Raw genomic sequence first — 24,923 nt, forward strand, 5'->3', positions numbered from 1 at the left:
AGCCGATCCGCCCCGGGCGGCGTGGTGCGCCCGCGGCGGGCGCGGGGAGGTCACCGCTGTCTTCTCCTCGCCGCTGGGCGGCCGGCGTCCGGAGCGCGAGCACGTCAGCCGCCCTGCCCCGCGCGGTTGGAGCGGGCGAGGAGCCACAGCAGGTACGGGGCGCCGATCACGCTCGTGACGATGCCGACCGGCAACTGGGCGCCCGGGACCAGGTGCTGCCCGGCGAAGTCGGCGACGACGACGAGCAGCGCGCCCGTGGCGGCCGACGGCAGCAGCGCCGCGCCCTGGCCGGGGACCAGGCGCCGCGCGATGGGCGGCGACACGAAGGCGACGAAGCCGACGGGCCCGGCGGCGGCCGTCGCGATGCCCGCGAGGGCGGTGGCGCAGGCGAGCAGCGCGAGCCGGTCCCGCTCGACACGTGAGCCGAGCCCGCCCGCCGTGTCGTCGCCGAGCTGCAGCGCGGGCAGCGCCCGGGCGGCCAGCGTGGTCAGCGGCACCAGCAGCGCGGCGCCGACGAGCAGCGGCCAGAAGTGCGGCCAGGAGCGCCCGTTGAGGCTGCCCGCCAGCCACAGGAACGCGGTCTGCGCCTCGGTGACGTCCGACCGGGTCATCTGGTACGAGATGATGCTGGACAGCCCCGTCCCTATGCCCAGGCCGACGAGGACGAGCCGGTACCCGCTCACGCCCTTGCGCCAGGCGAGCAGATAGACCGCCGCGCCGGTGGCCAGGGAACCCGCGAGCGCCACGAACGACAGCGGCGTCCCGCTCAGCCCGCCGAGCCCGCCCGCCACGACGACGGCGGCGCCCGCGCCCGAACTCACCCCGATCACGTCGGGGCTCGCCAGCGGATTGCGCAGCAGGGTCTGGAACACCGCGCCCGACAAGCCGAAGCAGCAGCCGACGAGGAGCGCCAGGAGGGCGCGCGGCAGGCGCAGTTCGAGGACGACGAACCGGGTTCCGCCGTCGCCGCCGCCGAGCAGGGTGGCGAGGACGTCCGGCACCGGGATCGTGTAGTCGCCGAAGCCGAGGGCCAGGCACAGGGCGGCGAACGCGGCCAGGACGAGACCGCCGCTGACCATGGCGTACCGGGCGCGTCCCCGGCGTCGTACGGCGGCCACCCGGGCGACCGCTCCGGTCGCGACCGCGCCGCTCACAGCTCCACCGTCTTTCTGCGCCGCACGAGCAGGACGAACGGGACCGCGCCCAGCGCGGCCGTCATGACACCGACCTGGACCTCGCCGGGCCGTGCGATCAGCCGGCCGACGACGTCGGCGAGCAGCAGCGCGGCGGGCGCGAGCAGGGCGCTGTACGGGAGGATCCAGCGGTAGTCGGGGCCGGTGATCAGCCGCGCCGCGTGCGGAACGGCCAGGCCCACGAAGGCGATCGGCCCCGCGACGACCGTGGCGGCCCCGCACAGGAGGACCACACAGGCCGCCGCGCCGAGCCGCGCCGGCGCGATCCGCTGACCGAGCCCGCGGGCCGTGTCGTCGCCGAGGGCGAGGGTGTTGAGCTGCGGGCCGAGCGCGAGGGCCAGGACCGCGCCGACGGTGATGAAGGGCAGCGCCTGCCACAGCACGTCGCCCTCGCGGCCGGTGAGCGAGCCGACCTGCCAGAACCGGAACTGGTCGAACGTCCTGGCGTCCGTCAGGAGCATCGCGCTGGTCAGGGCGGAGAGCGCGGCGGCGACGGCGGCCCCGGACAGGGCCAGCTTCACCGGGGTCGCGCCCTCGCGGCCGAGGCTGCCGATCCCGTAGACGAGGACGGCGGCCAGGCACGCGCCGAGGAAGCCGAACCAGATGTACTGCCGGGGGTCGGCCAGGGCGAGCACGCTGATGGCGAAGACGACGAAGACGGAGGCTCCGGCGTTGACGCCCAACAGGCCGGGGTCGGCGAGGGGGTTGCGGGCGATGCCCTGCATGACGGTGCCCGCGAGGCCGAGCGCCAGGCCCGCGAGGAGACCGGCCGCCGTGCGCGGCATGCGGACCTCGCGCACGATGAGCTGCGCACGGACGCCGCGGTCCGGGCGGAGGAGGCCGTCGACGACATCGGGGAGCGGTACATGCCCCGAGCCGACGCCGAGGCTGAGCGCCACGGCGGCCACGAGGACGAGAGCGACCCCGCCGAGCCCGAGGAGCAACCGCCCCGTTCTTCGTCCTGCCACGCTGACTTGCCCTGCTTCCGTTCCCGTGACTGCTGTTCGGCCGCGCGGCGGCCGACACCGGAACGAAAGGTTCCAGGTTTTAGGTGAGGCTAACCTAACACCCGATAATGTTCACGCAGCAACTACTCTCGGCGGACAGGCGGACCCTCCGCGGACACCGCCGGAGACCGATCGCGAACTCAGGAGCTGGCTTGCCGCACACCACGGCCACGGACATCAAGGCCACGGACACCACGGCCACAGCTGTGGCTACGGCTACGGGCCCGGACTGCACGGCCACGGACGCCGGTTACGTGGAACTGCGCTCCGCGGACCATCTGCGCGAGATCCTCGGCGAGCCGCATCCCATCGTCATCGACAAGGTCCACCCGCGCCTCGAGGACCTCGACCGGAGCATCATCGCCCGCTCCCCGTTCTGCCTGCTCTCCACCGCCGACGCCCGCGGCAACTGCGACGTGTCGCCGCGCGGGGACGGCCCCGGCTTCGCGCACATCGTCGACGACACCACGCTCGCCCTCCCGGACCGGCCGGGGAACCGGCGCGGCGACAGCTTCCACAACATCCTGGAGAACCCGCACGCGGGCCTGCTGTTCCTGATACCCGGCGCCACCGAGGTCCTGCGCGTCAACGGCCGGGCCCGCATCCTCACCGACGCGCCCTTCTTCGACGCCATGACGGTCAAGGGCCGGCGCCCCGCGCTCGCGCTGCTCCTCGACATCGACGACATCTACCTGCACTGCCCGCAGTCGCTGCGCCGCGCGGGCCTGTGGAGCCCGCAGACGTGGGAGAAGTCCTGAACTTCCAGGCCTGCCGGTACTTCCAGGCCTGCCGGTACTTCTAGGCTGGCTCGATGCAGATGATCACGGGGGTCCCGGAAGGCTGGCCGACGGACGAGACGGCGGCGTGTGCGGTGCAGGGCGCGCTGCGCGACCGCGTCGTCCTCGACGAGACGGGGCCGGAACCGGGGACCGCCACCGTCACGGGGATCGACGTCGCCTACGACGACGCGCACGATGTCGTAGCGGCGGCCGCCGTCGTCCTGGACGCCGCCACGCTCGATGTCGTCGAGGAGGCCACGTCCGTCGGACGCGTCGCCTTCCCCTACGTGCCCGGCCTGTTGGCGTTCCGTGAGATACCGGCGGTGCTCGGCGCCCTGGAGGCGCTGAGCGCCGACCCCGGCCTCGTCGTCTGCGACGGCTACGGCCTCGCCCATCCGCGCCGCTTCGGCCTGGCGAGCCATCTGGGCGTGGTCACCGGGCTGCCCACGATCGGCGTCGCCAAGAACCCGTTCGCCTTCACGCACGGCGCGTTGGGGCGCGAACGGGGGAGCGCCGCCGCGCTGCTGGACGGGGACGAGGAGGTCGGCCGCGCCCTGCGCACCCGCGACGGCGTGAAGCCCGTGTACGTCTCGGTCGGCCACCGCGTCTCCCTGGCGAACGCGTGCGCGCACACGCTCGCCCTGACCCCCGCCTACCGCCTCCCGGAGACGACCCGCAGGGCCGACCGGCTGTGCCGGGACGCGCTGCTCGGCCTCACGGAGCGGTGACCGACGCCGCGACGCGGAACCTGAGCCCCGCCTTTTGCAGACGGTCGATCAGGGCGTCCCCCATCGCCACGGCCGTGGTCACCTGGCCCGCCGTGTCCGGGAGTTCGTCCTGCGCCAGACAGATCGCGGACTCCGCCAGCATCTTCGCGGTCTCGCCGTACCCGGGATCGCCGCCGGACACCTCGGTGTAGACCCGGCGCCCGCCGCCCTCGCCCACGAACCGCACCGAGAACCGGCTCTTGGCGCGGCGCGCCTCGTCGGGCCCGTCGCCGGGCAGCAGCCGGCCGCCCAGCCAGCGACGCACCGGCGCCACCTGGGCCGCGGCGAACAACGCCCCGGTGACGGCGGCGCCGCCCACCGCGAACGGCAGCGTCCGCATCGCCGCGTAGTGCCGGTAGCGGAAGTCCGGGCCGTAGCGCTCCAGGGCCCGCGCGGAGCGCTGCACCACGCGCGGGTCGATCGTCGGCAGCGGCACCGCCCACGCCCCGACCTCCTTGGCGTACCGGGGCGCCCCCGTCGGCGCGTACGCGGTGCGCCCGGCGGGCCGCGGCTCATGGCGGCGCCGCTCCTGCTGCGCGGCGAGCATCTGCCGCGCGCGCCCGAACTGGTTCAGCGCGGTCGCGAACGTCCCGCCCGAGAGCGTGGCGTTCGTCCACACGAAACCGTCGACCCGCAGCGGCACGCCCTCCGGCAGCTGTCGTACCGTGAAATACGCGCCCAGGTCGTGCGGGATCGAGTCGAAGCCGCACGCGTGGACCAGGCGCGCGCCCGTCTCGCGCGCGCGGGCGTCGTGCCGTACGTACATACGGTCCACGAACTCGGGCTCACCCGTGAGGTCCACGTAGTCGGTGCCCGCCTCGGCGCACGCCGCGACCAGACCCTCCCCGTACTTCAGGTACGGGCCCACGGTCGTGGCCACCACGCGCGCGCGGGAGGCGAGTTCGCGCAGCGACACCGCGTCGGCCACGTCGGCGCGTTCCAGGGGCAGCACCGCACAGGCCGGGTCGATGCCGGTGAGCCGCTCGCGCAGCCGCTCCAGCTTGCTCAGGTCGCGACCGGCGATCGCCCAGCGCAGCCCCTCCGGGGCGTGTGCCGCGAGGTACTCGGCGGTGAGCATCCCGACGAAGCCGGTCGCACCGAACAGCACCATGTCGTAGGCCTTGTCCGTGCGCCCGGCTTCACCAGGGTTACCAGACCTGTTCATGACACCCCTCTCCAGACTTTCGCGAACGTACGTGCCGTGGTCGGTGGGCCGAGGCTAGCGCGCGCACCGTCGGCCCACCGTGGCGGGCCTCATGGGACCACAGTTTGACTGAGCGCTTGCTCGTCAGGGGGTTGTGCTGACCGGATCGTCTTCATAGCATCACTGGTGTTACATCAGTTGTGTCACAGACTGGGGGCGTGGCGGGATGGCAGTGGCAGGCACGGAAGCCGGCGGCGGCCCGCTCGCCGGGGTGCGCGTGGTCGAGCTCGCCGGGATCGGCCCGGGACCGTTCGCAGCGATGCTCCTGGCCGACCTCGGCGCCGAGGTCGTACGGGTGGACAGACCCGGCGGCGCGGGGCTCGCGATCGACCCCGGGTACGACGTGACCAACCGCAACAAGCGGTCCGTGATCGTCGACCTGAAGAGCGCGGACGGCGTCGAGGCGGTGCTGCGCCTCGCCGAGCGCGCCGACGTGCTGATCGAGGGCTACCGGCCCGGCGTCACCGAACGCCTCGGGGTCGGCCCCGACGCCTGTCACGCCCGCAACCCGAAGCTCGTCTACGGCCGGATGACCGGCTGGGGGCAGGACGGGCCGCTCGCGCAGCGCGCCGGGCACGACATCGGGTACATCGCGGTCACCGGCGCCCTCGGCATGATCGGCGAGCCCGACGAGCCGCCGACCGTCCCCGCCAACCTCGTCGGCGACTACGCGGGCGGCTCCCTCTACCTCGTCGTCGGCGTCCTCGCCGCGCTCCACCACGCGCGCGCGACCGGCGTCGGACAGGTCGTGGACGCCGCGATCGTCGACGGCACCTCCCACCTCACCGCGATGATCCACGGCATGCTCGCGGCCGGCGGCTGGCAGGACCGGCGCGGCGCCAACCTCCTCGACGGCGGCTGCCCCTTCTACGGCACCTACGAGACCGCGGACGGCCGGTACATGGCGGTCGGCGCCCTTGAACAGCGGTTCTACGACGAGTTCATGGAGCTCATGGGCCTCACCGCGGTGGCGCCCGCGCGCGGCGACCTGGCCCGCTGGGGCGAGCTGCGCGACGCCGTCGCCGCCCGCTTCAAGCAACGTACGCGGGACGAATGGGCCGAGATCTTCGCGGGCTCCGACGCCTGCGCCGCGCCCGTCCTGTCGCTGCGGGAGGCCCCGGACCACCCGCACCTCGCCGCCCGCGCCACCTTCGTCGACCACGACGGCATCACGCAGCCCGCGCCCGCGCCGCGCTTCTCGGCCACGCCGACCGCCGTGCGTACGGGCCCGGCCCGGCCGGGCGACCACACGGCCGAGGTGGCGCGCGACTGGGACGTACCGGACCTGATGACCGACCACCCCACGAAAGGCAGTTGATCGCGAGCATGGAGCGACGCCTGTTCAGCGCCGAGCACGAGGCGTTCCGCGAGACCGTCCGCACCTTCCTCGCCAAGGAGGTGACCCCGCACTACGAGCAGTGGGAGAAGGACGGCATCGTCGCGCGCGAGGCCTGGCTCGCCGCCGGACGCCAGGGGCTCCTCGGCCTCGCCGTCCCGGAGGAGTACGGGGGCGGCGGCAACACCGACTTCCGCTACAGCGCCGTCCTCGCCGAGGAGTTCACGCGCGCGGGCGCCGCCGGGCTCGCCGTCGGCCTGCACAACGACATCATCGGCCCGTACCTGACCTCCCTCGCCACCGAGGAGCAGAAGCGGCGCTGGCTGCCCGGGTTCTGCGACGGTTCGACGATCACCGCCGTCGCGATGACCGAACCCGGCGCAGGCTCCGACCTCCAGGGCATCCGCACGACGGCGGACGACAAGGGCGACCACTGGCTGCTCAACGGCTCCAAGACGTTCATCTCCAACGGCATCCTCGCCGACCTCGTCGTCGTCGTCGCCAGGACCACGCGGGACGGCGGCGCGCACGGCCTGTCCCTGCTCGTCGTCGAGCGCGGCATGGACGGTTTCACGCGCGGGCGCAACCTCGACAAGATCGGCCAGAAGGCGCAGGACACGGCCGAGCTCTTCTTCGACGACGTACGCGTCCCGAAGGAGAATCTGCTCGGCGAGCTCAACGGCGCGTTCATCCACCTGATGACCAATCTCGCCCAGGAGCGCATGGGCATCGCCGTCGCCGCGATCGCCGCCGCCGAGCACCTCCTGGAGATCACCACGACCTACGTCAAGGAGCGCGAGGCCTTCGGGCGGCCGCTCGCCAAGCTCCAGCACATCCGGTTCGAGATAGCCGAGATGGCCACCGAGTGCGCCGTCACCCGTACGTTCCTGGACCGCTGCATCGAGGACCACGCGGCCGGCACGCTCGACGCCGTGCACGCCTCCATGGCGAAGTGGTGGGCGACCGAACTCCAGAAGCGTGTCGCGGACCGCTGCCTCCAACTGCACGGCGGGTATGGGTACATGACCGAGTACCGCGTCGCGAAGGCGTTCACCGACGGGCGCATCCAGACCATCTACGGCGGCACGACCGAGATCATGAAGGAGATCATCGGCCGCTCGCTGCTGTCCTGACCCTCACCCTCGTTCCCTGTCGCTCCGAAAGGCACTTCCGTGACCACTGACGCGTACGTGTACGACGCGATCCGCACCCCGCGCGGGCGGGGCAAGGCCACCGGCTCCCTGCACGGCACCAAGCCGATCGACCTGGTCGTCGGCCTCATCCACGAGATCCGGGCCCGCTTCCCGGACCTCGACCCCGCCGCGATCGACGACATCGTGCTCGGCGTCGTCGGCCCCGTCGGCGACCAGGGCTCCGACATCGCCCGCGTCGCCGCGATCGCGGCCGGGCTGCCCGACACGGTCGCCGGAGTCCAGGAGAACCGCTTCTGCGCGTCGGGCCTCGAAGCCGTCAACCTCGCCGCGATGAAGGTCCGTTCGGGCTGGGAGGACCTCGTCCTCGCCGGTGGCGTCGAATCGATGTCGCGGGTGCCGATGGCCTCCGACGGCGGTGCCTGGTTCGCCGACCCGATGACCAACTACGACACCGGGTTCGTGCCGCAGGGCATCGGCGCCGACCTCATCGCGACGATCGAGGGGTTCTCGCGGCGTGACGTGGACGAGTACGCGGCGCTCTCCCAGGAGCGGGCCGCTGCCGCGGTGAAGGACGGGCGCTTCGACCGGTCGGTGGTTCCGGTGAAGGACCGCAGCGGCCTGACCGTCCTGGACCACGACGAGTTCCTGCGCCCGGGCACGACGGCCGACTCGCTCGCCAAGCTGAAGCCGTCCTTCAAGGACATCGGCGACCTCGGCGGGTTCGACGCGGTCGCGTTGCAGAAGTACCACTGGGTCGAGAAGATCGACCACGTCCACCACGCGGGCAACTCCTCCGGCATCGTCGACGGCGCCTCCCTCGTCGCCATCGGCTCCCGCGAGGTCGGCGAGCGGTACGGGCTGACGCCGCGCGCCCGTGTCGTCTCGGTCGCCGTGTCCGGCTCCGAGCCCACCATCATGCTCACCGGGCCCGCGCCCGCGACCCGCAAGGCGCTCGCCAAGGCGGGGCTGACCATCGACGACATCGACCTCGTCGAGATCAACGAGGCGTTCGCGGCGGTTGTGCTCCGCTTCGTGCGGGACATGGGCCTGTCTCTGGACAAGGTCAACGTCAATGGCGGGGCGATCGCGCTCGGGCATCCGCTGGGGGCGACCGGGGCGATGATCCTGGGCACGCTCGTGGACGAGCTGGAGCGCAGGGACCTCCGGTACGGGCTGGCCACTCTGTGCGTCGGGGGCGGGATGGGCATCGCGACGATCGTGGAGCGGGTGTAGCGCCGTAGGGGGTGCGTGTCCCGGTGCCGGGTGCGGATGCGGATGCGGGTGCGGATGCGTCGTGGCTGGTCGCGCAGTTCCCCGCGCCCCTGGAGCATGCGGCTCCGCCGCAGCCCCATCAGCCCGCGGAGGCCGCGGCATGTCCCCGCGCCATCTTGGCGGGCGGACGGGCCGTGTCCGGTGAGATGGCGCACGCAGTGCGCATCTCAGGGGCGCGGGGAACTGCGCGACCAGCCACGACGCACCCGCACCCGGCGACGGGACACCACCACCCGCCCCGGACTCCGCCCCGGCCCCGCCCCCGAACTCGCCGCCCCACACCCTCGCCCGCCAAAGAACCCCCGCCCGAGACTTCACGGAGACGCAGTCATGACGCAGAGCACCACCATCCACTGGCAGCAGGACGACACCGGCATCGTCACCCTCGTCCTCGACGACCCCAACCAGTCCGCGAACACCATGAACCAGGCGTTCAAGGACTCCATCGCCGCGATCGCGGACCGCGCCGAGGCCGAGCGGGACTCGATCCGCGGGATCATCTACACCTCCGCCAAGAAGACCTTCTTCGCGGGCGGTGACCTGAAGGACATGATGAAGGCCGGCCCCGAGGACGCTCAGGCCGTCTTCGAGACCGGCATCGGCATCAAGAACTCGCTGCGCCGCATCGAGACCCTCGGCAAGCCGGTCGTCGCGGCGATCAACGGCGCGGCCCTGGGCGGCGGCTACGAGATCGCCCTCGCCAGCCACCACCGCGTAGCACTGGACGCACCGGGGTCGAAGATCGGCCTCCCCGAGGTCACCCTGGGCCTGCTCCCCGCCGGAGGCGGTGTCACCCGCACCGTCCGCCTCATGGGCATCGCCGACGCCCTCCTGAAGGTCCTCCTCCAGGGCACCCAGTACGCCCCGCGGCGCGCCCTGGAGAACGGCCTGGTCCATGAGATCGCCGCGACCCCCGAGGAGATGATCGAGAAGGCCCGCGCCTTCATCGACGCCAACCCCGAGTCGCAGCAGCCCTGGGACAAGCCGGGCTACCGCATCCCGGGCGGCACCCCGGCCAACCCCAAGTTCGCCGCGAACCTCCCCGCGTTCCCGGCCAACCTGAAGAAGCAGCTGAACGGCGCCCCCTACCCGGCCCCGCGCAACATCCTCGCGGCCGCCGTCGAGGGCTCCCAGGTCGACTTCGAGACGGCCCTGACGATCGAGGCCCGCTACTTCACCGAGCTGGTCACGGGCCAGACCGCGAAGAACATGATCCAGGCGTTCTTCTTCGACCTCCAGGCCGTCAACAGCGGTGCCAACCGTCCGAAGGGCGTCGCACCCCGCAAGGTCCGGAAGGTCGCCGTCCTCGGCGCCGGCATGATGGGCGCGGGCATCGCCTACTCCTGCGCCCGCGCGGGCATCGAGGTCGTCCTCAAGGACGTCTCCGACGAGGCCGCCGCCAAGGGCAGGAACTACTCCGAGAAGCTGTGCGAGAAGGCGGTGAAGCGCGGCCGCACCACCCAGGAGAAGGCGGACGCGCTGCTCGCCCGCATCACCCCGACCGCCGACCCGCAGGCGCTCGCGGGCTGCGACGCCGTCATCGAGGCCGTCTTCGAGGACCCGTCGCTCAAGCACAAGGTGTTCCAGGAGATCCAGCACGTCGTCGCCGACGACGCCCTGCTCTGCTCCAACACCTCCACCCTCCCGATCAGCGTCCTCGCCGAAGGCGTCGAACGCCGCTCGGACTTCATCGGCCTGCACTTCTTCTCACCGGTCGACAAGATGCCGCTCGTCGAGATCATCAAGGGCGAGCAGACCGGTGACGAGGCGCTCGCCCGCGCGTTCGACCTCGTACGGCAGATCAACAAGACGCCGATCGTCGTCAACGACTCGCGCGGCTTCTTCACGTCGCGGGTCATCGGCCACTTCATCAACGAGGGCGTCGCCATGGTCGGCGAGGGCATCGAGCCCGCCTCCGTCGAGCAGGCCGCCGGCCAGGCGGGCTACCCGGCCAAGGTCCTCTCCCTCATGGACGAGCTGACCCTCACCCTGCCCCGCAAGATCCGCAACGAGACCAAGGCCGCGATCGTCGAGGCGGGCGGCGAATGGACCCCGCACCCCGCCGAGGGCGTCATCGACCGCATGGTCGACGAGTTCGGCCGCCCCGGACGCAGCGGCGGCGCGGGCTTCTACGAGTACGGCGAGGACGGCAGGCGCGCCGGGCTCTGGCCGGGCCTGCGCGAGCACTTCACGAAGCCGGACGCGGAGATCCCGTTCGAGGACATGCAGGAGCGCATGCTCTTCGCGGAGGCGCTCGACACCGTACGCCTCCTGGAGGAGGGCGTCCTGACGTCCGTCGCCGACGCCAACATCGGCTCCATCTTCGGCATCGGCTTCCCCGGCTGGACCGGCGGCGTGCTCCAGTACATCAACGGCTACGAGGGCGGCCTCACCGGATTCGTCGCCCGCGCGCGCGAGCTGGCCGAGCGCTACGGCGACCGGTTCCTGCCGCCCGCGCTCCTCGTCCAGAAGGCCGGGAGCGGCGAGACCTTCGAGGACTAGTCACGTCGCAGGCGGGAGGCGTCCCATCCGTCCGTTCAGCCCTCGGCGCGGAACGCCTCCCGCAGCTCCTCCTTGAGCGACCGCTGGAACGCCGTCACCAGCGCCTGCACCACCATCGGCTGCATATGGGCCGACAGGGACTTCATCGCCGCCAGGTGCTCGGGGTCCGACTCCTGCTCCCGGTACGGGCCCCACACCTCGTCCCGGAACAGCCGCGACAGCTCGTGCGCCGCCTGCCGGGTGTGCTCCATGAGGACGGTGCGCGCGGCGAGGATCGTCTCGTGCGCGATGGGCACGCCGAGCAGCTGCACGCCGAGGCGGAGCAGGCCGATGTCCACGCGGTAGGCGTCGCCCTCCTCCTCGTACGCGATGACGCCCATGGCGGAGAGCCGGTCGAGGTCGGTCCCCGACAGGGCGCGGCCCGCCCTGCGCTCCAGCTCGGCGAGGTCCATGTCCTCCGCCGCGTCCGGCGCCCAGCTCGCCACCACCGCACGGTGTATCGCGAGGTCGTGGGCGCTCAGGTCGGGCGGCAGCTGTTCGAGATAGCGCTCGATCGCGGCGAGCGTCATGCCCTGGTGCTGCAACTCCTCGATCAGCGCGAGCCGCGACAGATGGTCCTGCCCGTAGTGCCCGACCCGGCGCGGGCCGATCACCGGCGGCGGCAGAAGGCCGCGCGTGCTGTAGAAGCGGATCGTGCGGACGGTGACGCCCGCGCGCCCGGCCAGTTCGTCGACGGTCAGCGTGGGGGAGGCGGCAGTCCCGCCGCCTTCGCTGTCCGTCGTGCTGTCCGTCGTGATGTCGGTCGTCATGTCCGCCTCGGGCTCGATCGGGTTCAACAGTATTGCTGACACACCGATGTTGTGAAAGTGCCCTGCGCGACCCCCTACCTCCTTGTGAGAAGAACCGCTATGTGATCTGTGCCACCGCATCGTCGGTGATCTCTGGGGGAAGGTGCACCGTCGGTCCGCGCACTGTCAGGGGTGCCGCGGGCCGCTCTCAGTACATCCGGACCCCGGCCGGCTCCCTGCCGCCGGGCACCACAGAGTGGACACCCCCACGTGAGCAAGGACGCCGTGAACACGGCCGTGGACGCATCCCCCACGGATGCGCCCCGGACGCCCGCCGACGCGGGCGACGCCGGTTACAGCAAGGACCTCAAGGCCCGCCACGTCAACATGATCGCGATCGGTGGCGCGATCGGCACCGGACTCTTCCTGGGCGCGGGCGGCCGCCTCCACTCGGCGGGCCCCGCCCTCGTCTTCGCCTACCTCGTCTGCGGCGTCTTCGCGTACCTGGTGGTGCGCGCCCTCGGCGAGATGGTCGTCTACCGGCCCTCCTCCGGTTCCTTCGTGTCGTACGCGCGTGAGTTCCTGGGCGAGAAGGGCGCCTACGTCGCCGGCTGGATGTACTTCCTCAACTGGTCGATGACCGGCATCGCGGACATCACGGCGATCGCGCTCTACACGCAGTACTGGTCCGCCTTCACCTCGGTCCCGCAGTGGGTGCTCGCCCTGATCGCCCTCGCGGTCGTGCTCAGCGTGAACCTCGTCTCGGTGAAGTACTTCGGCGAGATGGAGTTCTGGTTCTCGATCGTCAAGGTGGCCACGCTCGTGGCGTTCCTGCTGGTCGGCATCTTCCTGCTCGCCACGCAGCACCCGGTCGACGGCCGCACACCAGGGCTGAACATGATCACTGACCATGGCGGCATCATGCCGAGCGGCTTCATGTCGGTGGTCCTCGTCATGCAAGGCGTCGTGTTCGCGTACGCGGCCCTGGAACTGGTCGGCGTCGCCGCCGGTGAGACGGCCGAGCCGCAGAAGGTCGTCCCGCGCGCGGTGAACTCCATCATGTGGCGCGTCGCCCTGTTCTACTGCGGCTCGGTCCTCGTGCTCGCCCTGCTGCTGCCCTCGACGTCGTACTCCTCGAACGAGAGCCCCTTCGTCACCCTGTTCAGCAAGCTGGGCATCGGCGGCATCGGCGACATCATGAACCTGGTCGTGCTGACCGCCGCCATGTCCTCGCTCAACTCCGGCCTGTACTCCACCGGCCGCATCCTGCGCTCCATGGCGATGTCGGGCTCCGCGCCCAGGTTCACCGCCCGAATGAACCGCAGCCAGGTGCCCTACGGCGGCATCCTGCTCACCGCGGGCGTCGGCGTCCTCGGCGTCGGCCTGAACTACCTGCTCCCGCACGACGCCTTCGAGATCGTCATCGAGATCTCCTCGATCGGCATCATCGGCACCTGGGTGATGATCATGGTCGCGCACCTGGCGTTCGTCCGCCGGGCCAAGCAGGGTCTCGTGGAGCGCCCGAAGTTCCGCCTGCCGTGGTCGCCGGTGACCGAGATCGTCACCATCGCCTTCCTGCTCCTCGTCCTCGGCCTCATGTGGAACGACGCGGAGACCGGCCGCAAGACGCTCTCCCTCGTCCCGGTCGTCGCGCTGCTGCTCGTCGTCGGCTGGTTCGGCGCGCGCCGCCGCATCGCCCGCGAGGCGGCGCGTGAGGCGCCCGGGGAGGAGTAGCGGAGCCTGGCGTCGCCGGTGTGCCGATCGGGTAGGACACAGCCATGGCGCTGGTTCCGTGGGACGTTCATCTCAAGGCGGGTCACCTGGCGGTCTTCGCGGCCACCACGGCAACGGCGCTCCTCACGTCGATCCGCCGCCGCCCCCGCCCCACGGCATCCGAACCCCCCGCCCCACCGCCGCCCCCGCCCCGCCTGCGGGCCCACGTGGTCCCCCCGCACCCCGCCCCGGCCGACGCCCACCACACGGCGGCCGTGACCGACCTGTGCACGTGCGTGGCCGAACTGGCGTCGGACCTGGCGAAGAGGTACGGCGGGGAGATCTGAGAGGCACGAGGGGGGCGTACGGGGGCGGCGTCCGGGCCGTTCCGGCGGGGGCGCACACTGGTAGGGGCACGCACCACCATCCCCGTACGCCCCGCAGGACGCCGCATGAAGCAGCACGACCCGGACCCGCCGCCGCCCCCCGTCGGCGGGATCCTCTGGGAGACCGCCGGTGAGATTCGCGCGCTGCTCGCGCTGCCGGCCGCCTTCGTGCTCCAGGTCGCGCACCCCGCCGTCGGCGCGGGCGTCGACGAGCACTCCGTGTTCCGGACCGATCCGTGGGGGCGCGGGCAGCGCTCGCTCACCTCGGTGCTGCTGTGGGTCTACGGCGGCGAGGACGCGGCCGAGGAGGGCCGCCGGCTGCGCCGCCTGCACCGCGCCGTACAGGGCACCGACCCGCACGGCCGCCGCTACCACGCGCTGACCCCGGCCTACTACGCCTGGGTCCACGCGACGGGCTACCCCGTGGCCCGCTATGCCCGCCGCTACTTCGCCCGGCCCTTCACACCGGCCGAGGACGAACAGTTCTACGCGGAGTGGCTGCGGGTCGGTCGCATACTCGGCATCCACGACCGGGACATGCCGCAGACGACGGCGGAGTTCTGGCCGTACTACCGCAAGATGCTCGACCAGGAGGTCGGGCGGAACGTGGTGGTCGACGAGCTGACCGCCCGCGACCGCCCCGTCCCGCCGCCGCCCGGCCACGCCGTCCTGCGCCTGCTGTGGCCGGCCGTGCGGCCTGTGCTCACGCGCGCGATGGCGTTCCTGGCGACCGGGCTGCTCCCGCCGGAGGCGCGCGAGGCGGTCGGCCTCGCCTGGACGCCGCGCCAGGAGCGGCGCCTGCGCCGGTTCGCGGTGCTGGTCCGGTGGGCTGCGCCGCGCCTCCCGGAGCGCCTCAGGTACCTTCCGCTCGCGCGTCGGGCGAGGGCGGCCACTCGTCTGCCATGAGCGGCCCGTCGGCCGGGTGCGCGTCTCGTCGTGGCTGGTCGCGCAGTTCCCCGCGCCCCTGAAATGCGCACTACGTGCGCCATTTCAGGGGCGCGTCCTCGTGGGGCGCGTCCTCGTGGGGCGCGTCCTCGTGGGGCGCGTCCTCGTGGGGCGCGTCCTCGTGGGAGGCGCGGCATCGGGGGAGGCGCGGCGAAGCCGCGTGCCTTCAGGGGCGCGGGGAACTGCGCGACCAGCCACCACGCGCCCGCGGCCGCTCAGTGCTCCGCATGCACCCCGTTCGTAGCGGCGATCTTCTTCCAGGACCTGGGCTGCGCGGGCACCGACACCGCCCCCGACGCGGGCGCGGCCGGCTTCACCGGCTGGTACAGCCACGTGTCGAACAACCCCGCCAGCGGCTTCCCGGAGACCTTCTCGGCGTACTGCACAAAGTCGGAGACACTCGCGTTGCCGTACGCGTGCACCGTCGGCCACCCCTTCAGAATCCTGAAGAACTTCTTCTCCCCGACCGCGTCGCGCAGCGCCTGTACCGCGACGGCCCCCCGGTCGTACACAGCGGCGGCGAACTGGTTCTCCGCCCCCGGATCACCCGGCTTGACCCGCCAGAACGCATCGTCCGCCGGGTGCTGCGCGTACACGTAGTCGGCCAGTTCCCGGGCCGTGCCCTCGCCCTCCTTCTCGGACCACAGCCACTGGCTGTACCGGGCGAAACCCTCGTTGATCCAGATGTCCTTCCAGCCGTCGACGGAGACGCTGTCGCCGTACCACTGGTGCGCCAGCTCATGCACGACGACGGAGACGTTCGAGCCGTTCGCGAACTGTTTGGGCGAGTAGAAGGGGCGCGTCTGCGTCTCCAGGGCGAAGGACGACGGCACGTTCGGCACGTACCCGCCGAGCGCCTCGAAGGGGTACTTCCCGAAGACCGTCTCCAGCCACTCGGCGACCTCGGTCGTCCGCTCGACGCTGGCCTTCGCGGCGCCCTCGTTCGCGCCGAGGTCCTTGCTGTACGCGTTGACGACCGGCAGGCCGTCCGCCGTCGTGTCGGTCGTAATGTGGAATCTGCCGACGGCGAGCGTCGCGAGATACGTGGCCTGCGGCTTGCTGGAGCGCCAGTTGAACCGGGTCCAGCCGAGCTTCGAACTCTGCGACTGCAGCGTGCCGTTGGAGATCGCCTGCGTACCGTCCGGCACGGCGACCGACACGTCGTACGTGGCCTTGTCGCGCGGGTGGTCGTTGGACGGGAACCACCAGGCGGCCGCCTCCGGCTCGTTGGCGGCGACACCGCCGTCCGGGGTGCGCTGCCAGGACGTGAAGCCCCACAGCTGCACCTCGGACGGCTTGCCCGCGTACTTCACGACGACCGTGAACGGAGTGCCCTCGGGCAGTCCGGCGGCCGGCGTCACCTCCAGCTCCTGCACGCCCGACCTGGCGAACTTCGCCTTCTTGCCGTTCACCCGGACCTCGCTCGCGGTGAGCCCGAAGTCGAGGTCGAAGCGGGAGAGGTCCTGCGTGGAGGAGGCGAGGATCGTCGCCGTGCCCTCCAGGAGGTCCGTCCTCGGCTGGTACTTCAGACGCAGGTCGTAGTGGGAGACGTCGTAGCCGCCGTTCCCGTACGCCGGGTAGTAGGGGTCGCCGATGCCCGTGGCGCCCGGCGTGAAGTCGGCGGCCGATGCCGGGATCGCCAGCATGAGGGAGGCCGCGAGCGCGCCGGGGGCGATGAGTCTGCGGTACACGAAAGCTCCAAGTCGTCGGGGCAGGCCAGGGCTTGACCGCGTCGGGCCAGGCCGGGTTCGATCTCGTTCGCGAGCCTATTCAGCACCCGCCGCACCGGTCATGTCCATGGCCCCCACTGTCACATGATCGCCATTCGGCCGACATGTGCCTCTGTGTCCCACACGCCTGTCACCGGTGCGTGCGGCCCTCTGTCGCACAGGAGTTGACCCGTGTAGCTTCCGCGCCATGCCGATACCTGCCAGACGCACCCGCCAGCTCTGGAGAACGTACGCAGCCGCGGCCGTCGCCGCGCTGCTCGCCGTTCTCGTCGTCCCCGGCGCCGCACGGGCGGCCGCACCCGCTCCCCGCGAGTCGCAGCCGGTCTACTCGTACGAGAACGCGATCCGTGAGTCCGTCTGGGTCGACACCCGCGTCGACGGGGACGACGACGGAAAGACGGACCGGGTCGCCGTCGACATCGTCCGCCCGCGCGAGGCCGCCGCGCAGGGCCGCAAGATCCCCGTGATCATGGACGCCAGCCCGTACTACTCCTGCTGCGGGCGCGGCAACGAGTCGCAGCTGAAGACGTACGACGCGAACGGCCATGTCGTCCAGATGCCGCTCTACTACGACAACTACTTCGTGCCCCGCGGCTACGCCTTCGTCGCCGTCGACCTCGCCGGGACCAACCGCTCCGACGGCTGTGTCGACGTGGGCGGACGCTCCGACGTGCAGTCCGCCAAGGCCGTCGTCGACTGGCTGAACGGCCGGGCCAAGGGCTACGCGAGCCGCACCGGCGGCGAACGCGCCCAGGCGTCCTGGACCAACGGCCGCACCGGCATGATCGGCAAGAGCTACGACGGCACCATCGCCAACGGCGTCGCCGCGACCGGCGTCGAGGGCCTGGAGACGATCGTCCCGATCAGCGCGATCTCGTCCTGGTACGACTACTACTTCCAGCAGGGCGCCCCGCTCTACGACTCGGGCCCGGAGTGGCTGTCCGACTACGTCGAGAGCGAGGAGGCCCGCGCCCGCTGCGCCGCCGTGCAGCAGCGACTCGTCGACGAAGCGCCCCGCACCGGTGACTGGACCCGGCTGTGGGAGGAGCGCGACTACGTCAAGGACGCGCACAAGGTGAAGGCCAGCGTCTTCGTCGTTCACGGCATGCAGGACCTCAACGTCCGCGCCAAGCACTTCGGCCAGTGGTGGGACGCGCTCGCGAAGAACGGCGTCGAGCGCAAGATCTGGCTCTCCCAGACCGGCCACGTCGACCCGTTCGACTTCCGCCGCGACGTCTGGGTCGACACCCTGCACCGCTGGTTCGACCACGAACTCCTCGGCTACGACAACGGCGTCGACCGCGAGCCCATGGCCGACATCGAGCGCGCCCCCGACCGCTGGAGCACCGACAAGGTGTGGCCCGCGCGCGCGGCGGCCACGACCGCCCTGCGCCCCGCCAAGGGCAGCGCGCCCGGCGTCGGCACCCTCGGCCTCACGTCCGGCCGCGGCACCGAGACGTTCACCGACGACCCGGCGCTGAGCGAGACCGACTGGGCCGCGCGGATCGGCACCTCGACACCGGAGAAAGCCGGGTTCATCAGCCGCCCGCTCGGCAAGGACCTGCGTCTGTCCGGCTCCTCGAAGGTGACGGTCACCGCGACGCCGACCACCACCAGCGCGCACCTGAGCGCCGTCCTGGTCGACCTCGGCCCTGCCACGATCCGCGACTACGCCGCCGCCGGTGAGGGCATCACGACGCTCACCGAGCGCAGCTGCTACGGCCCCAGCACCACCGGCGACAGCTCCTGCTTCAAGAACACGCGGGCCAAGACCGCCGACGTCGACTCGACGGTCTTCAGCCGGGGCTGGGCCGACCTCGGCACCTACGCCGACCCCGACAAGGGCCGCCCGCTGACCCCCGGCAAGAAGTACACGCTCACGCTCCAGCTCGCCGCGAGCGACCACATCGTGCCCAAGGGGCACCGGCTCGCGCTGATCGTCGCCGGGACCGACAAGGACCTCATCGACCCTCCGTCGACGAAGCCGACGCTCACCGTCGACCTGTCGCGCACCGTGGCCGGCGTCCCCGTCGTCGGCGGCGCCAAGGCGTTCGCGGCGGCCACCGCCGGTTCGCACCACGCCGCTCCGCACGCGACCGGCGCCGAGGGCCTCAGCCCGTTCCGGCAGGACAGCCCCGTCCCGGGAGGCGGCAAGCGATGACGTCCCGTAAGCGCACCCTGGCCCTGGCCACCGCCGTCGCGGCGCTGGCCGGCCCCCTCGTGGCGTCCGTCCCGGCGCAGGCGACCGGCACGCCGCCGCGCACCGGCTTCGAGCAGACGCACGGCGCCCGCTGGACCAGCCAGCCCGAGGAGCAGCGCCTGCTCGCCGCCGTCGACAAGGCGTCCGCCAAGGTCTCCGTCTCCCGCATCGGCACGACGAAGCAGGGCCGTCCGCTGCAGCTCGTGCGGGTCGGTGCCCGCCACGCCGCCACCACCGTGCTGCTGGTCTGCAGCCAGCACGGCGACGAACCGTCCGGGCGCGAGGCGTGTCTCACCGAGATCCGCGACCTCGCGTACGCCAAGGACAAGGCGACCCAGCGCTTTCTGGCCCGCACGACGCTCCTCGTCGTGCCCACCGCCAACCCCGACGGGCGCGCCGCCGACACCCGAGGCAACTCCGACGGCGTCGACATCAACCGCGACCACATCGCCCTGCAGACGGCCGAGGCGCGGGCGATGGCGGCCGTCGTCCGCGACCGCGAGCCGAACGTCATCTACGACCTGCACGAGTACGGGGCCACCCCGGAGTACTACGACAAGGACCTCTTCGACCTCTGGCCGCGCAACCTGAACACGAACGCCCGCGTCCACGACGAGGCCGAGACGCTCTCCCTGGACTACGTCCGGCCCGCCGCCAACGCCGCCGGGCACTCCACGGGCACGTACGGCATCTGGACCGACCCGGTCACCGGCGATCCGGTCAAGCAGACCGCGGGCGACGGACAGGAGCGCATCCTGCGCAACATGTCCGGCATCAAGCACGCGATCGGCCTGCTCATCGAGAGCCGCGTCGACCCCGGCACGCCCGCCGAGGAGGCCGACGAGTCGCTGAACAACCGGCGCCGCCGCGACTCGCAACTGCACGCCCTGAGCGGCCTGTTCCGCTTCACGGGTGAGCGGGCCGTGCGGATCGCGGCGGCGACGGACGCCGCCCGCCTCGCCGGGTTCCGCGACACCGGGCCCGTCTACGTGGGCGGCGCCGACAACGACCCGGCCGAACCCGCCGAGATCATCCAGGACCCGCCGTGCGGCTACCGGCTCACCCAGGGCCAGTACGCCGAGTACAAGGACGAGTTGGCCCTGCACGGCATCACCGTACGGCGAACGGGCGACGGGGCGTATGTGCCGCTGCGCCAGTCCCAGCGAGCCCTCGCCGCGCTGTTCCTCGACGCGCGGGCCCCGTACCACGTGACGGAGGGGGCGCCCGACACCAACTGTTGAACACCTGATGACCGGGTGTGGAACGCGTCGGATGTGGTAGGTCCTGAAGAGTGTCAACTCCGCAGAAACCCCCCACCGACGCGTCCACCCCCGACGAGGACGTGACAGGCGGCCGGAGCCCCGCCACGGACCGGATCGTGTTCGGCGTCACCGCCGTGCTCACTCTCGCCTTCGTGGTCTGGGGCTCCGTCGCGACCGACAACCTGGAGTCCGTCTCCACCAGCGCGCTCCACGGCCTGATCCACAACGGCGGCTGGGCGTTCATGCTCGCCGCCACCGGCTTCGTCGTCTTCGCGCTGTGGCTGGCGATCAGCCGCTACGGGAAGATCACGCTGGGCAAGGAGGGCGAGGAGCCGGAGTTCCGCACCGTCTCCTGGGTCGCCATGATGTTCAGCGCCGGCATGGGCATCGGCCTCATGTTCTACGGCGTGAGCGAGCCGCTGGCGCACTTCACGTCGCCGCCGCCGGGCACCGACCCGGCGGACGCGGCGAACGCCATGGAGACTGCCATGGCGACGACCCTGTTCCACTGGACGCTGCATCCCTGGGCGATCTACGCGGTCGTCGGACTCGCCATCGCCTACAGCACGTTCCGGCGGCGCAGGCGGCAGACGATCTCCTCCGTCTTCGTGCCGCTCATCGGCGAGAAGCACGCCCACGGCGCGTGGGGCCGGGTCATCGACATCATCGCGATCTTCGCCACGCTCTTCGGCTCGGCGGCCTCGCTCGGCCTCGGCGCGCTCCAGATCGGCTCCGGCTTCGAGGAGCTGAACTGGATGGAGAAGGCGGGCACCGGCCTCCTCGTCTCCATCATCGCCGTCCTGACGGTGGCGTTCGTGGCCTCCGCCGTCTCCGGCGTGGAGAAGGGCATCCAGTGGCTGTCGAACATCAACATGGTGCTCGCGCTCATCCTGGCCGCCTTCGTCTTCATCGCGGGGCCGACCATCATCGTCCTGGACCTCCTCCCCACCTCCATCGGCGCCTACCTGGGCGACCTGCCCCAGCTCATCGGCCGTACCGAGGCCTCCAGCGGCAAGGGCGTCGCCGACTGGCTCGGCAGCTGGACGGTCTTCTACTGGGCCTGGTGGATCTCCTGGACGCCCTTCGTCGGCATGTTCATCGCCCGCATCAGCCGAGGCCGCACCATCCGCCAGTTCGTCGGCGGCGTCATCCTCGTCCCCTCCACCGTCAGCCTGATCTGGTTCGCGGTCTTCGGCGGTACGGCGATGAAGATGAAGGAACACGGCCGGCTCGCCGGCGCGAGCACCCAGGAAGCGCAACTCTTCGGCGTGCTGCAGGAGTTCCCCGTCGCCACGGCGACGAGCCTCCTGGTGATGGTCCTGGTCGGCATCTTCTTCGTCTCCGGCGCCGACGCCGCCTCCATCGTCATGGGCACGCTCTCCCAGAAGGGCGCCCTCGAACCGGGCCGCTTCGTCGTCATCTTCTGGGGCGTGGTGACCGGCGCGGTCGCCGCCGTCATGCTCCTCATCGGCGACGGCTCCGGCAACGCGCTGACGGGCCTGCAGAACCTCACCATCCTCGTCGCCGCGCCCTTCACCCTCGTGATGATCGGCATGTGCGTCGCCCTCATGCGCGACCTGCGCCACGATCCGCTCATCGTCCGCGGTGACATGGGTCTGGAAGTGGTCGAGGCCGCGGTCGTCGCGGGCCACGAGAAGTACGGCGGCGACTTCGAGATCACCATCGGCCCGGGGGAGGGACCGGGGACGGAGGGGGACCCGATCGGCAAACACTGAACGGACGGTGACCGCGGTGGCGGATTGTGTGCAGCCGCGGTCACCACCCGGCCCGAGTGGGGATACTCACCCCATGTCTGCCGAGTACGCGACCTTCGGCCTGGCGCCGGCGATGCGGGCCGGCGGGGTCTTCGCCGACGGAGAGGTCCGGGCCCACCGGGACTTCGTGGACTTCATCGTGGACGGGCGCCCGCTCCTGTTCCGCCTCTGCGACCTCGACGCCGTCTCCCCGCTGGCCGCCGACATCCCGCCCGCCATCTTCACCGACCACGTCAAGAGCCTGCTCATGGAGGCCGACGCACCCCTCGCGCACGGCCGGTACGTCATCTACGGCTGCCCCGAGTGCGAGGGCGGCCTGGAGTGCGGCGCGGTCACCGCGGTGATCGAGCGGGCCGGCGAGGACTACATCTGGCGCGACTTCGCCTGGCAGACCGCCGACACCCCCGACCTGGAGCTCAACGGCTACCAGGGCATAGGCCCGTTCCGCTTCGAGGGCGCCGGATACCGCAGCGCGCTGGGGCAGCTCCTGAACGGCGGCGCGGGACCGGTCCGGCGCCGGGTCCTGCTGATCGGCGCCCGCGTCGCCGTCCTCGCCAAGCTGGCCGCCGCCCTGCGCGGCATCGGCATCGGCGCCGAGATCACCCAGGACGCCTCCGGCGTCACCCCCGAGGAGCTGCACACGTACGGGGCCGTCGCCTTCGGCCGGGCCGTCGAGGAGGAGCGGCGCCGCGCCGTACGCCACCAGTTCGAGCGAGTGGGTGCGCACCCCGCGTACGTGGACGGGCTCGCCCCGGTCGTCCCGCTGCTCGTCGCGCAGATCGAGGCGGCGCTCGACCACGGCCCGAAGGAGCAGCGCCGCCTGGTCCGGCTCGTCGCCGCCGACGGTGCGGCGGAGATCGAGACCACCTCCCCGTGCCGCGTCAGGCTCACCGCGTACCGCCTCGACCGCCTCCACCGCACCCGCACCCACGAACTCCTCGACGAGGTCCTCGCCCCCGGCACCTACCGAATCCCGCTGGACAGGAGGGCGGCCGGAGGGGAATCCTTCCTCGTGGCCCGCACCACCGGGAGTGTCCTTGTCACGCGGACGGCGCGCTGACGCGGGCGCGCGCTCACGAGGGCGTTCGGCGCGAGCCGCCGACCGGACGGTCCTGGCCACGTCGCACGAGACGGCGCCACCGCCGACGGCCCGGTGCCGTACGCCGGAGGCGCGCCACGCGCCCGGCCCCGGCCGGCGTCGCCGGAGTGCCCCGCACACCCCGCCCAGCGCCCCGATTAGGATCACAGCCCTGATGACTGCCACCCTCGTAGCCAAGAACCTCGCCGCCGGACACGGGGACCGTGCCCTGTTCGCCGGGCTCGATCTCGTCGTCGCGCCCGGTGACGTGATCGGGCTCGTCGGTGCCAACGGCGCCGGCAAGTCCACGCTCCTGCAAATCCTCGCCGGGCTCGCCGCCCCCGAGGAGGGCGAGCTGCGGCTGTCCCCGCCGACCGCGACCGTCGGCCACCTCCCGCAGGAGCCGGAGCGCAGGCCCGGGGAGACCGTCCGGCAGTTCCTCGCCCGCCGCACCGGCGTCGACGAGGCCCAGCGCGCCATGGACGAGGCCACCCAGGCCCTCGTCGAGGAGGCCCCGGGCGCCGACGATGCGTACGCCACCAGCCTGGAGCGCTGGCTGAACCTCGGCGGCGCCGACCTGGACGAGCGCGCCGAGGAGGTCGCCGGACAGCTCGGCCTGACCGTCGGCCTCGACCAGCCGATGACCTCCCTCTCCGGCGGCCAGGCGGCCCGCGCGGGCCTCGCCTCCCTCCTCCTCTCCCGCTACGACGTCTTCCTCCTGGACGAGCCGACCAACGACCTCGACCTCGCGGGCCTGGAGCGCCTGGAGACGTTCGTGCGGGGCCTGCGCGCGGGCACCGTCGTCGTCAGCCACGACCGCGAGTTCCTCACCCGCACGGTCACCAAGGTCCTGGAGCTGGACCTCGCCCAGCAGCAGATCAACCTCTACGGCGGCGGCTACGACGCCTACCTGGAGGAGCGCGACGTCGCGCGGCGCCACGCGCGCGAGGAGTTCGAGGAGTACGCCGACAAGCGCTCCGCGCTCGAAGGCCGCGCCCAGATGCAGCGCTCCTGGATGGACAAGGGCGTCAAGAACGCCCGCCGCAAGGCGACCGACAACGACAAGATCGGCCGCAAGTTCCGCAGTGAGTCCAGCGAGAAGCAGGCCGCGAAAGCCCGCCAGACGCAGCGCATGATCGAGCGGCTCGACGTCGTCGAGGAGCCCCGCAAGGAGTGGGAGCTGCACATGGAGATCGCGGCGGCCCCGCGCTCAGGATCGGTCGTCGCCTCGCTCAGGGACGCCGAACTGCGGCGCGGCGACTTCCACTTCGGCCCGGTGACGCTGCAGGTCGACTGGGCCGACCGCATCGCGATCACCGGCGTCAACGGCTCCGGCAAGTCGACCCTGCTCGGCGCACTGCTCGGCCGCCTCCCGCTCGACGCGGGCCACGCGACGCTCGGCTCCGGCGTCGTGGTCGGCGAGGTCGACCAGGCCCGCGCCCTGTTCCACGGCCCGGAGGCGCTGCTCGACGCGTTCTGCGCGGCCGTCCCGGAGACCGAACCGGCCGAGGTCCGTACCCTGCTCGCCAAGTTCGGCCTGAAGGCGGACCACGTCCTGCGCCCGGCCGCGACCCTCTCACCCGGCGAACGCACCCGCGCGGCTCTCGCCCTCCTCCAGGGCAAGGGCGTCAACCTCCTCGTCCTGGACGAGCCGACCAACCACCTCGACCTGCCCGCCATCGAGCAGCTGGAGTCCGCCCTGGACTCGTACAAGGGCACGCTGCTCCTGGTGACGCACGACCGCAGAATGCTGAACGCGGTCCACACGACAAGGCGCTTCGAGGTCGACGCCGGAAAGGTGAGCGCCGCCTAGGGGCGCGGGGAACTGCGCG

The 24,923-nt window shown here is 71.9% G+C and carries 19 protein-coding genes; 14 read left to right on the top strand and 5 right to left on the bottom strand.

Features of this window, described 5'->3' with window-relative positions; all coding sequences use genetic code 11:
• Positions 1-104 precede the first annotated feature (104 nt).
• A complete protein-coding gene (locus ACH4RC_RS03445; protein WP_398194528.1) occupies positions 105-1,154 on the bottom strand; it encodes a FecCD family ABC transporter permease in 1,050 nt (349 codons plus the stop codon).
• Entirely contained in the window at positions 1,151-2,161 is a 1,011-nt protein-coding gene (locus tag ACH4RC_RS03450) for a FecCD family ABC transporter permease (protein ID WP_398194530.1), read from the bottom strand. Before ACH4RC_RS03450 ends, ACH4RC_RS03445 begins: the two co-directional genes overlap by 4 nt.
• Positions 2,162-2,352: 191 nt before the next feature.
• Here ACH4RC_RS03450 and ACH4RC_RS03455 point away from each other — a divergent pair, with 191 nt between their 5' ends.
• Entirely contained in the window at positions 2,353-2,958 is a 606-nt protein-coding gene (locus ACH4RC_RS03455; RefSeq protein WP_398194533.1) for an MSMEG_1061 family FMN-dependent PPOX-type flavoprotein, read from the top strand.
• A 53-nt stretch (positions 2,959-3,011) separates the two neighbouring features.
• Complete coding sequence (locus tag ACH4RC_RS03460; protein WP_398194536.1) at positions 3,012-3,707, top strand: endonuclease V; 696 nt, start codon at positions 3,012-3,014, stop codon at positions 3,705-3,707.
• On the opposite strand, the gene ACH4RC_RS03465 is transcribed toward ACH4RC_RS03460, so the two are convergent.
• A complete protein-coding gene (locus ACH4RC_RS03465) occupies positions 3,694-4,911 on the bottom strand; it encodes a saccharopine dehydrogenase family protein (RefSeq protein WP_398194538.1) in 1,218 nt (405 codons plus the stop codon). The genes ACH4RC_RS03460 and ACH4RC_RS03465 overlap by 14 nt on opposite strands.
• A gap of 205 nt (positions 4,912-5,116) precedes the next feature.
• On the opposite strand from ACH4RC_RS03465, the gene ACH4RC_RS03470 reads away from it, so the two are divergent.
• The 4 genes from ACH4RC_RS03470 to ACH4RC_RS03485 all read left to right on the top strand — a co-directional run bounded on the left by ACH4RC_RS03470 (position 5,117) and on the right by ACH4RC_RS03485 (position 11,214).
• On the top strand, positions 5,117-6,268 hold the full coding sequence (locus ACH4RC_RS03470; protein ID WP_398194541.1) for a CaiB/BaiF CoA transferase family protein: 1,152 nt from the start codon (positions 5,117-5,119) through the stop codon (positions 6,266-6,268).
• Positions 6,269-6,276: 8 nt separating this feature from the next.
• Positions 6,277-7,419: an acyl-CoA dehydrogenase family protein gene (locus ACH4RC_RS03475; protein WP_398194544.1), complete on the top strand. Its 1,143-nt coding sequence runs from the start codon at positions 6,277-6,279 to the stop codon at positions 7,417-7,419.
• Between the two features lie 39 nt (positions 7,420-7,458).
• Complete coding sequence (locus ACH4RC_RS03480; protein WP_398194545.1) at positions 7,459-8,673, top strand: acetyl-CoA C-acetyltransferase; 1,215 nt, start codon at positions 7,459-7,461, stop codon at positions 8,671-8,673.
• Between the two features lie 369 nt (positions 8,674-9,042).
• The gene (locus tag ACH4RC_RS03485) at positions 9,043-11,214 is read left to right on the top strand and encodes a 3-hydroxyacyl-CoA dehydrogenase NAD-binding domain-containing protein (RefSeq protein WP_398194547.1); all 2,172 of its coding nucleotides are present in this window, start codon (positions 9,043-9,045) and stop codon (positions 11,212-11,214) included.
• A gap of 35 nt (positions 11,215-11,249) precedes the next feature.
• Here the strand turns inward: ACH4RC_RS03485 and ACH4RC_RS03490 are convergent, their stop codons facing one another.
• Complete coding sequence (locus ACH4RC_RS03490) at positions 11,250-12,023, bottom strand: MerR family transcriptional regulator (protein ID WP_398195681.1); 774 nt, start codon at positions 12,021-12,023, stop codon at positions 11,250-11,252.
• A 249-nt stretch (positions 12,024-12,272) separates the two neighbouring features.
• Between ACH4RC_RS03490 and ACH4RC_RS03495 the strand changes: the two genes are divergently transcribed.
• The 3 genes from ACH4RC_RS03495 to ACH4RC_RS03505 all read left to right on the top strand — a co-directional run bounded on the left by ACH4RC_RS03495 (position 12,273) and on the right by ACH4RC_RS03505 (position 15,007).
• Positions 12,273-13,736: an amino acid permease gene (locus tag ACH4RC_RS03495; RefSeq protein ID WP_398194549.1), complete on the top strand. Its 1,464-nt coding sequence runs from the start codon at positions 12,273-12,275 to the stop codon at positions 13,734-13,736.
• Between the two features lie 44 nt (positions 13,737-13,780).
• Entirely contained in the window at positions 13,781-14,062 is a 282-nt protein-coding gene (locus ACH4RC_RS03500; RefSeq protein ID WP_398194551.1) for a hypothetical protein, read from the top strand.
• A 105-nt stretch (positions 14,063-14,167) separates the two neighbouring features.
• Entirely contained in the window at positions 14,168-15,007 is an 840-nt protein-coding gene (locus ACH4RC_RS03505; RefSeq protein ID WP_398194554.1) for an oxygenase MpaB family protein, read from the top strand.
• 254 nt (positions 15,008-15,261) lie between these two features.
• On the opposite strand, the gene ACH4RC_RS03510 is transcribed toward ACH4RC_RS03505, so the two are convergent.
• Positions 15,262-16,737 (bottom strand): M1 family metallopeptidase, encoded by a 1,476-nt coding sequence (locus ACH4RC_RS03510; protein WP_398194556.1) that lies wholly within the window; start codon positions 16,735-16,737, stop codon positions 15,262-15,264.
• A gap of 226 nt (positions 16,738-16,963) precedes the next feature.
• Here ACH4RC_RS03510 and ACH4RC_RS03515 point away from each other — a divergent pair, with 226 nt between their 5' ends.
• From ACH4RC_RS03515 to ACH4RC_RS03535, 5 genes are all read left to right on the top strand, one after another.
• Complete coding sequence (locus tag ACH4RC_RS03515) at positions 16,964-18,937, top strand: Xaa-Pro dipeptidyl-peptidase (protein WP_398194557.1); 1,974 nt, start codon at positions 16,964-16,966, stop codon at positions 18,935-18,937.
• Positions 18,934-20,217: a M14 family metallocarboxypeptidase gene (locus tag ACH4RC_RS03520; RefSeq protein ID WP_398194559.1), complete on the top strand. Its 1,284-nt coding sequence runs from the start codon at positions 18,934-18,936 to the stop codon at positions 20,215-20,217. Before ACH4RC_RS03515 ends, ACH4RC_RS03520 begins: the two co-directional genes overlap by 4 nt.
• A 101-nt stretch (positions 20,218-20,318) precedes the next feature.
• Entirely contained in the window at positions 20,319-21,974 is a 1,656-nt protein-coding gene (locus ACH4RC_RS03525) for a BCCT family transporter (RefSeq protein WP_398195684.1), read from the top strand.
• 73 nt (positions 21,975-22,047) lie between these two features.
• Positions 22,048-23,073: an oxidoreductase gene (locus ACH4RC_RS03530; protein ID WP_398194561.1), complete on the top strand. Its 1,026-nt coding sequence runs from the start codon at positions 22,048-22,050 to the stop codon at positions 23,071-23,073.
• Positions 23,074-23,266: 193 nt separating this feature from the next.
• Positions 23,267-24,904 carry an ABC-F family ATP-binding cassette domain-containing protein gene (locus ACH4RC_RS03535; RefSeq protein ID WP_398194563.1) on the top strand — a complete coding sequence of 546 codons (1,638 nt, stop codon included), beginning with the start codon at positions 23,267-23,269 and terminating at the stop codon, positions 24,902-24,904.
• Positions 24,905-24,923 lie beyond the last annotated feature (19 nt).

The organism is Streptomyces sp. NPDC016845, from assembly GCF_044332585.1.
In the GTDB taxonomy this organism is placed as follows: domain Bacteria; phylum Actinomycetota; class Actinomycetes; order Streptomycetales; family Streptomycetaceae; genus Streptomyces.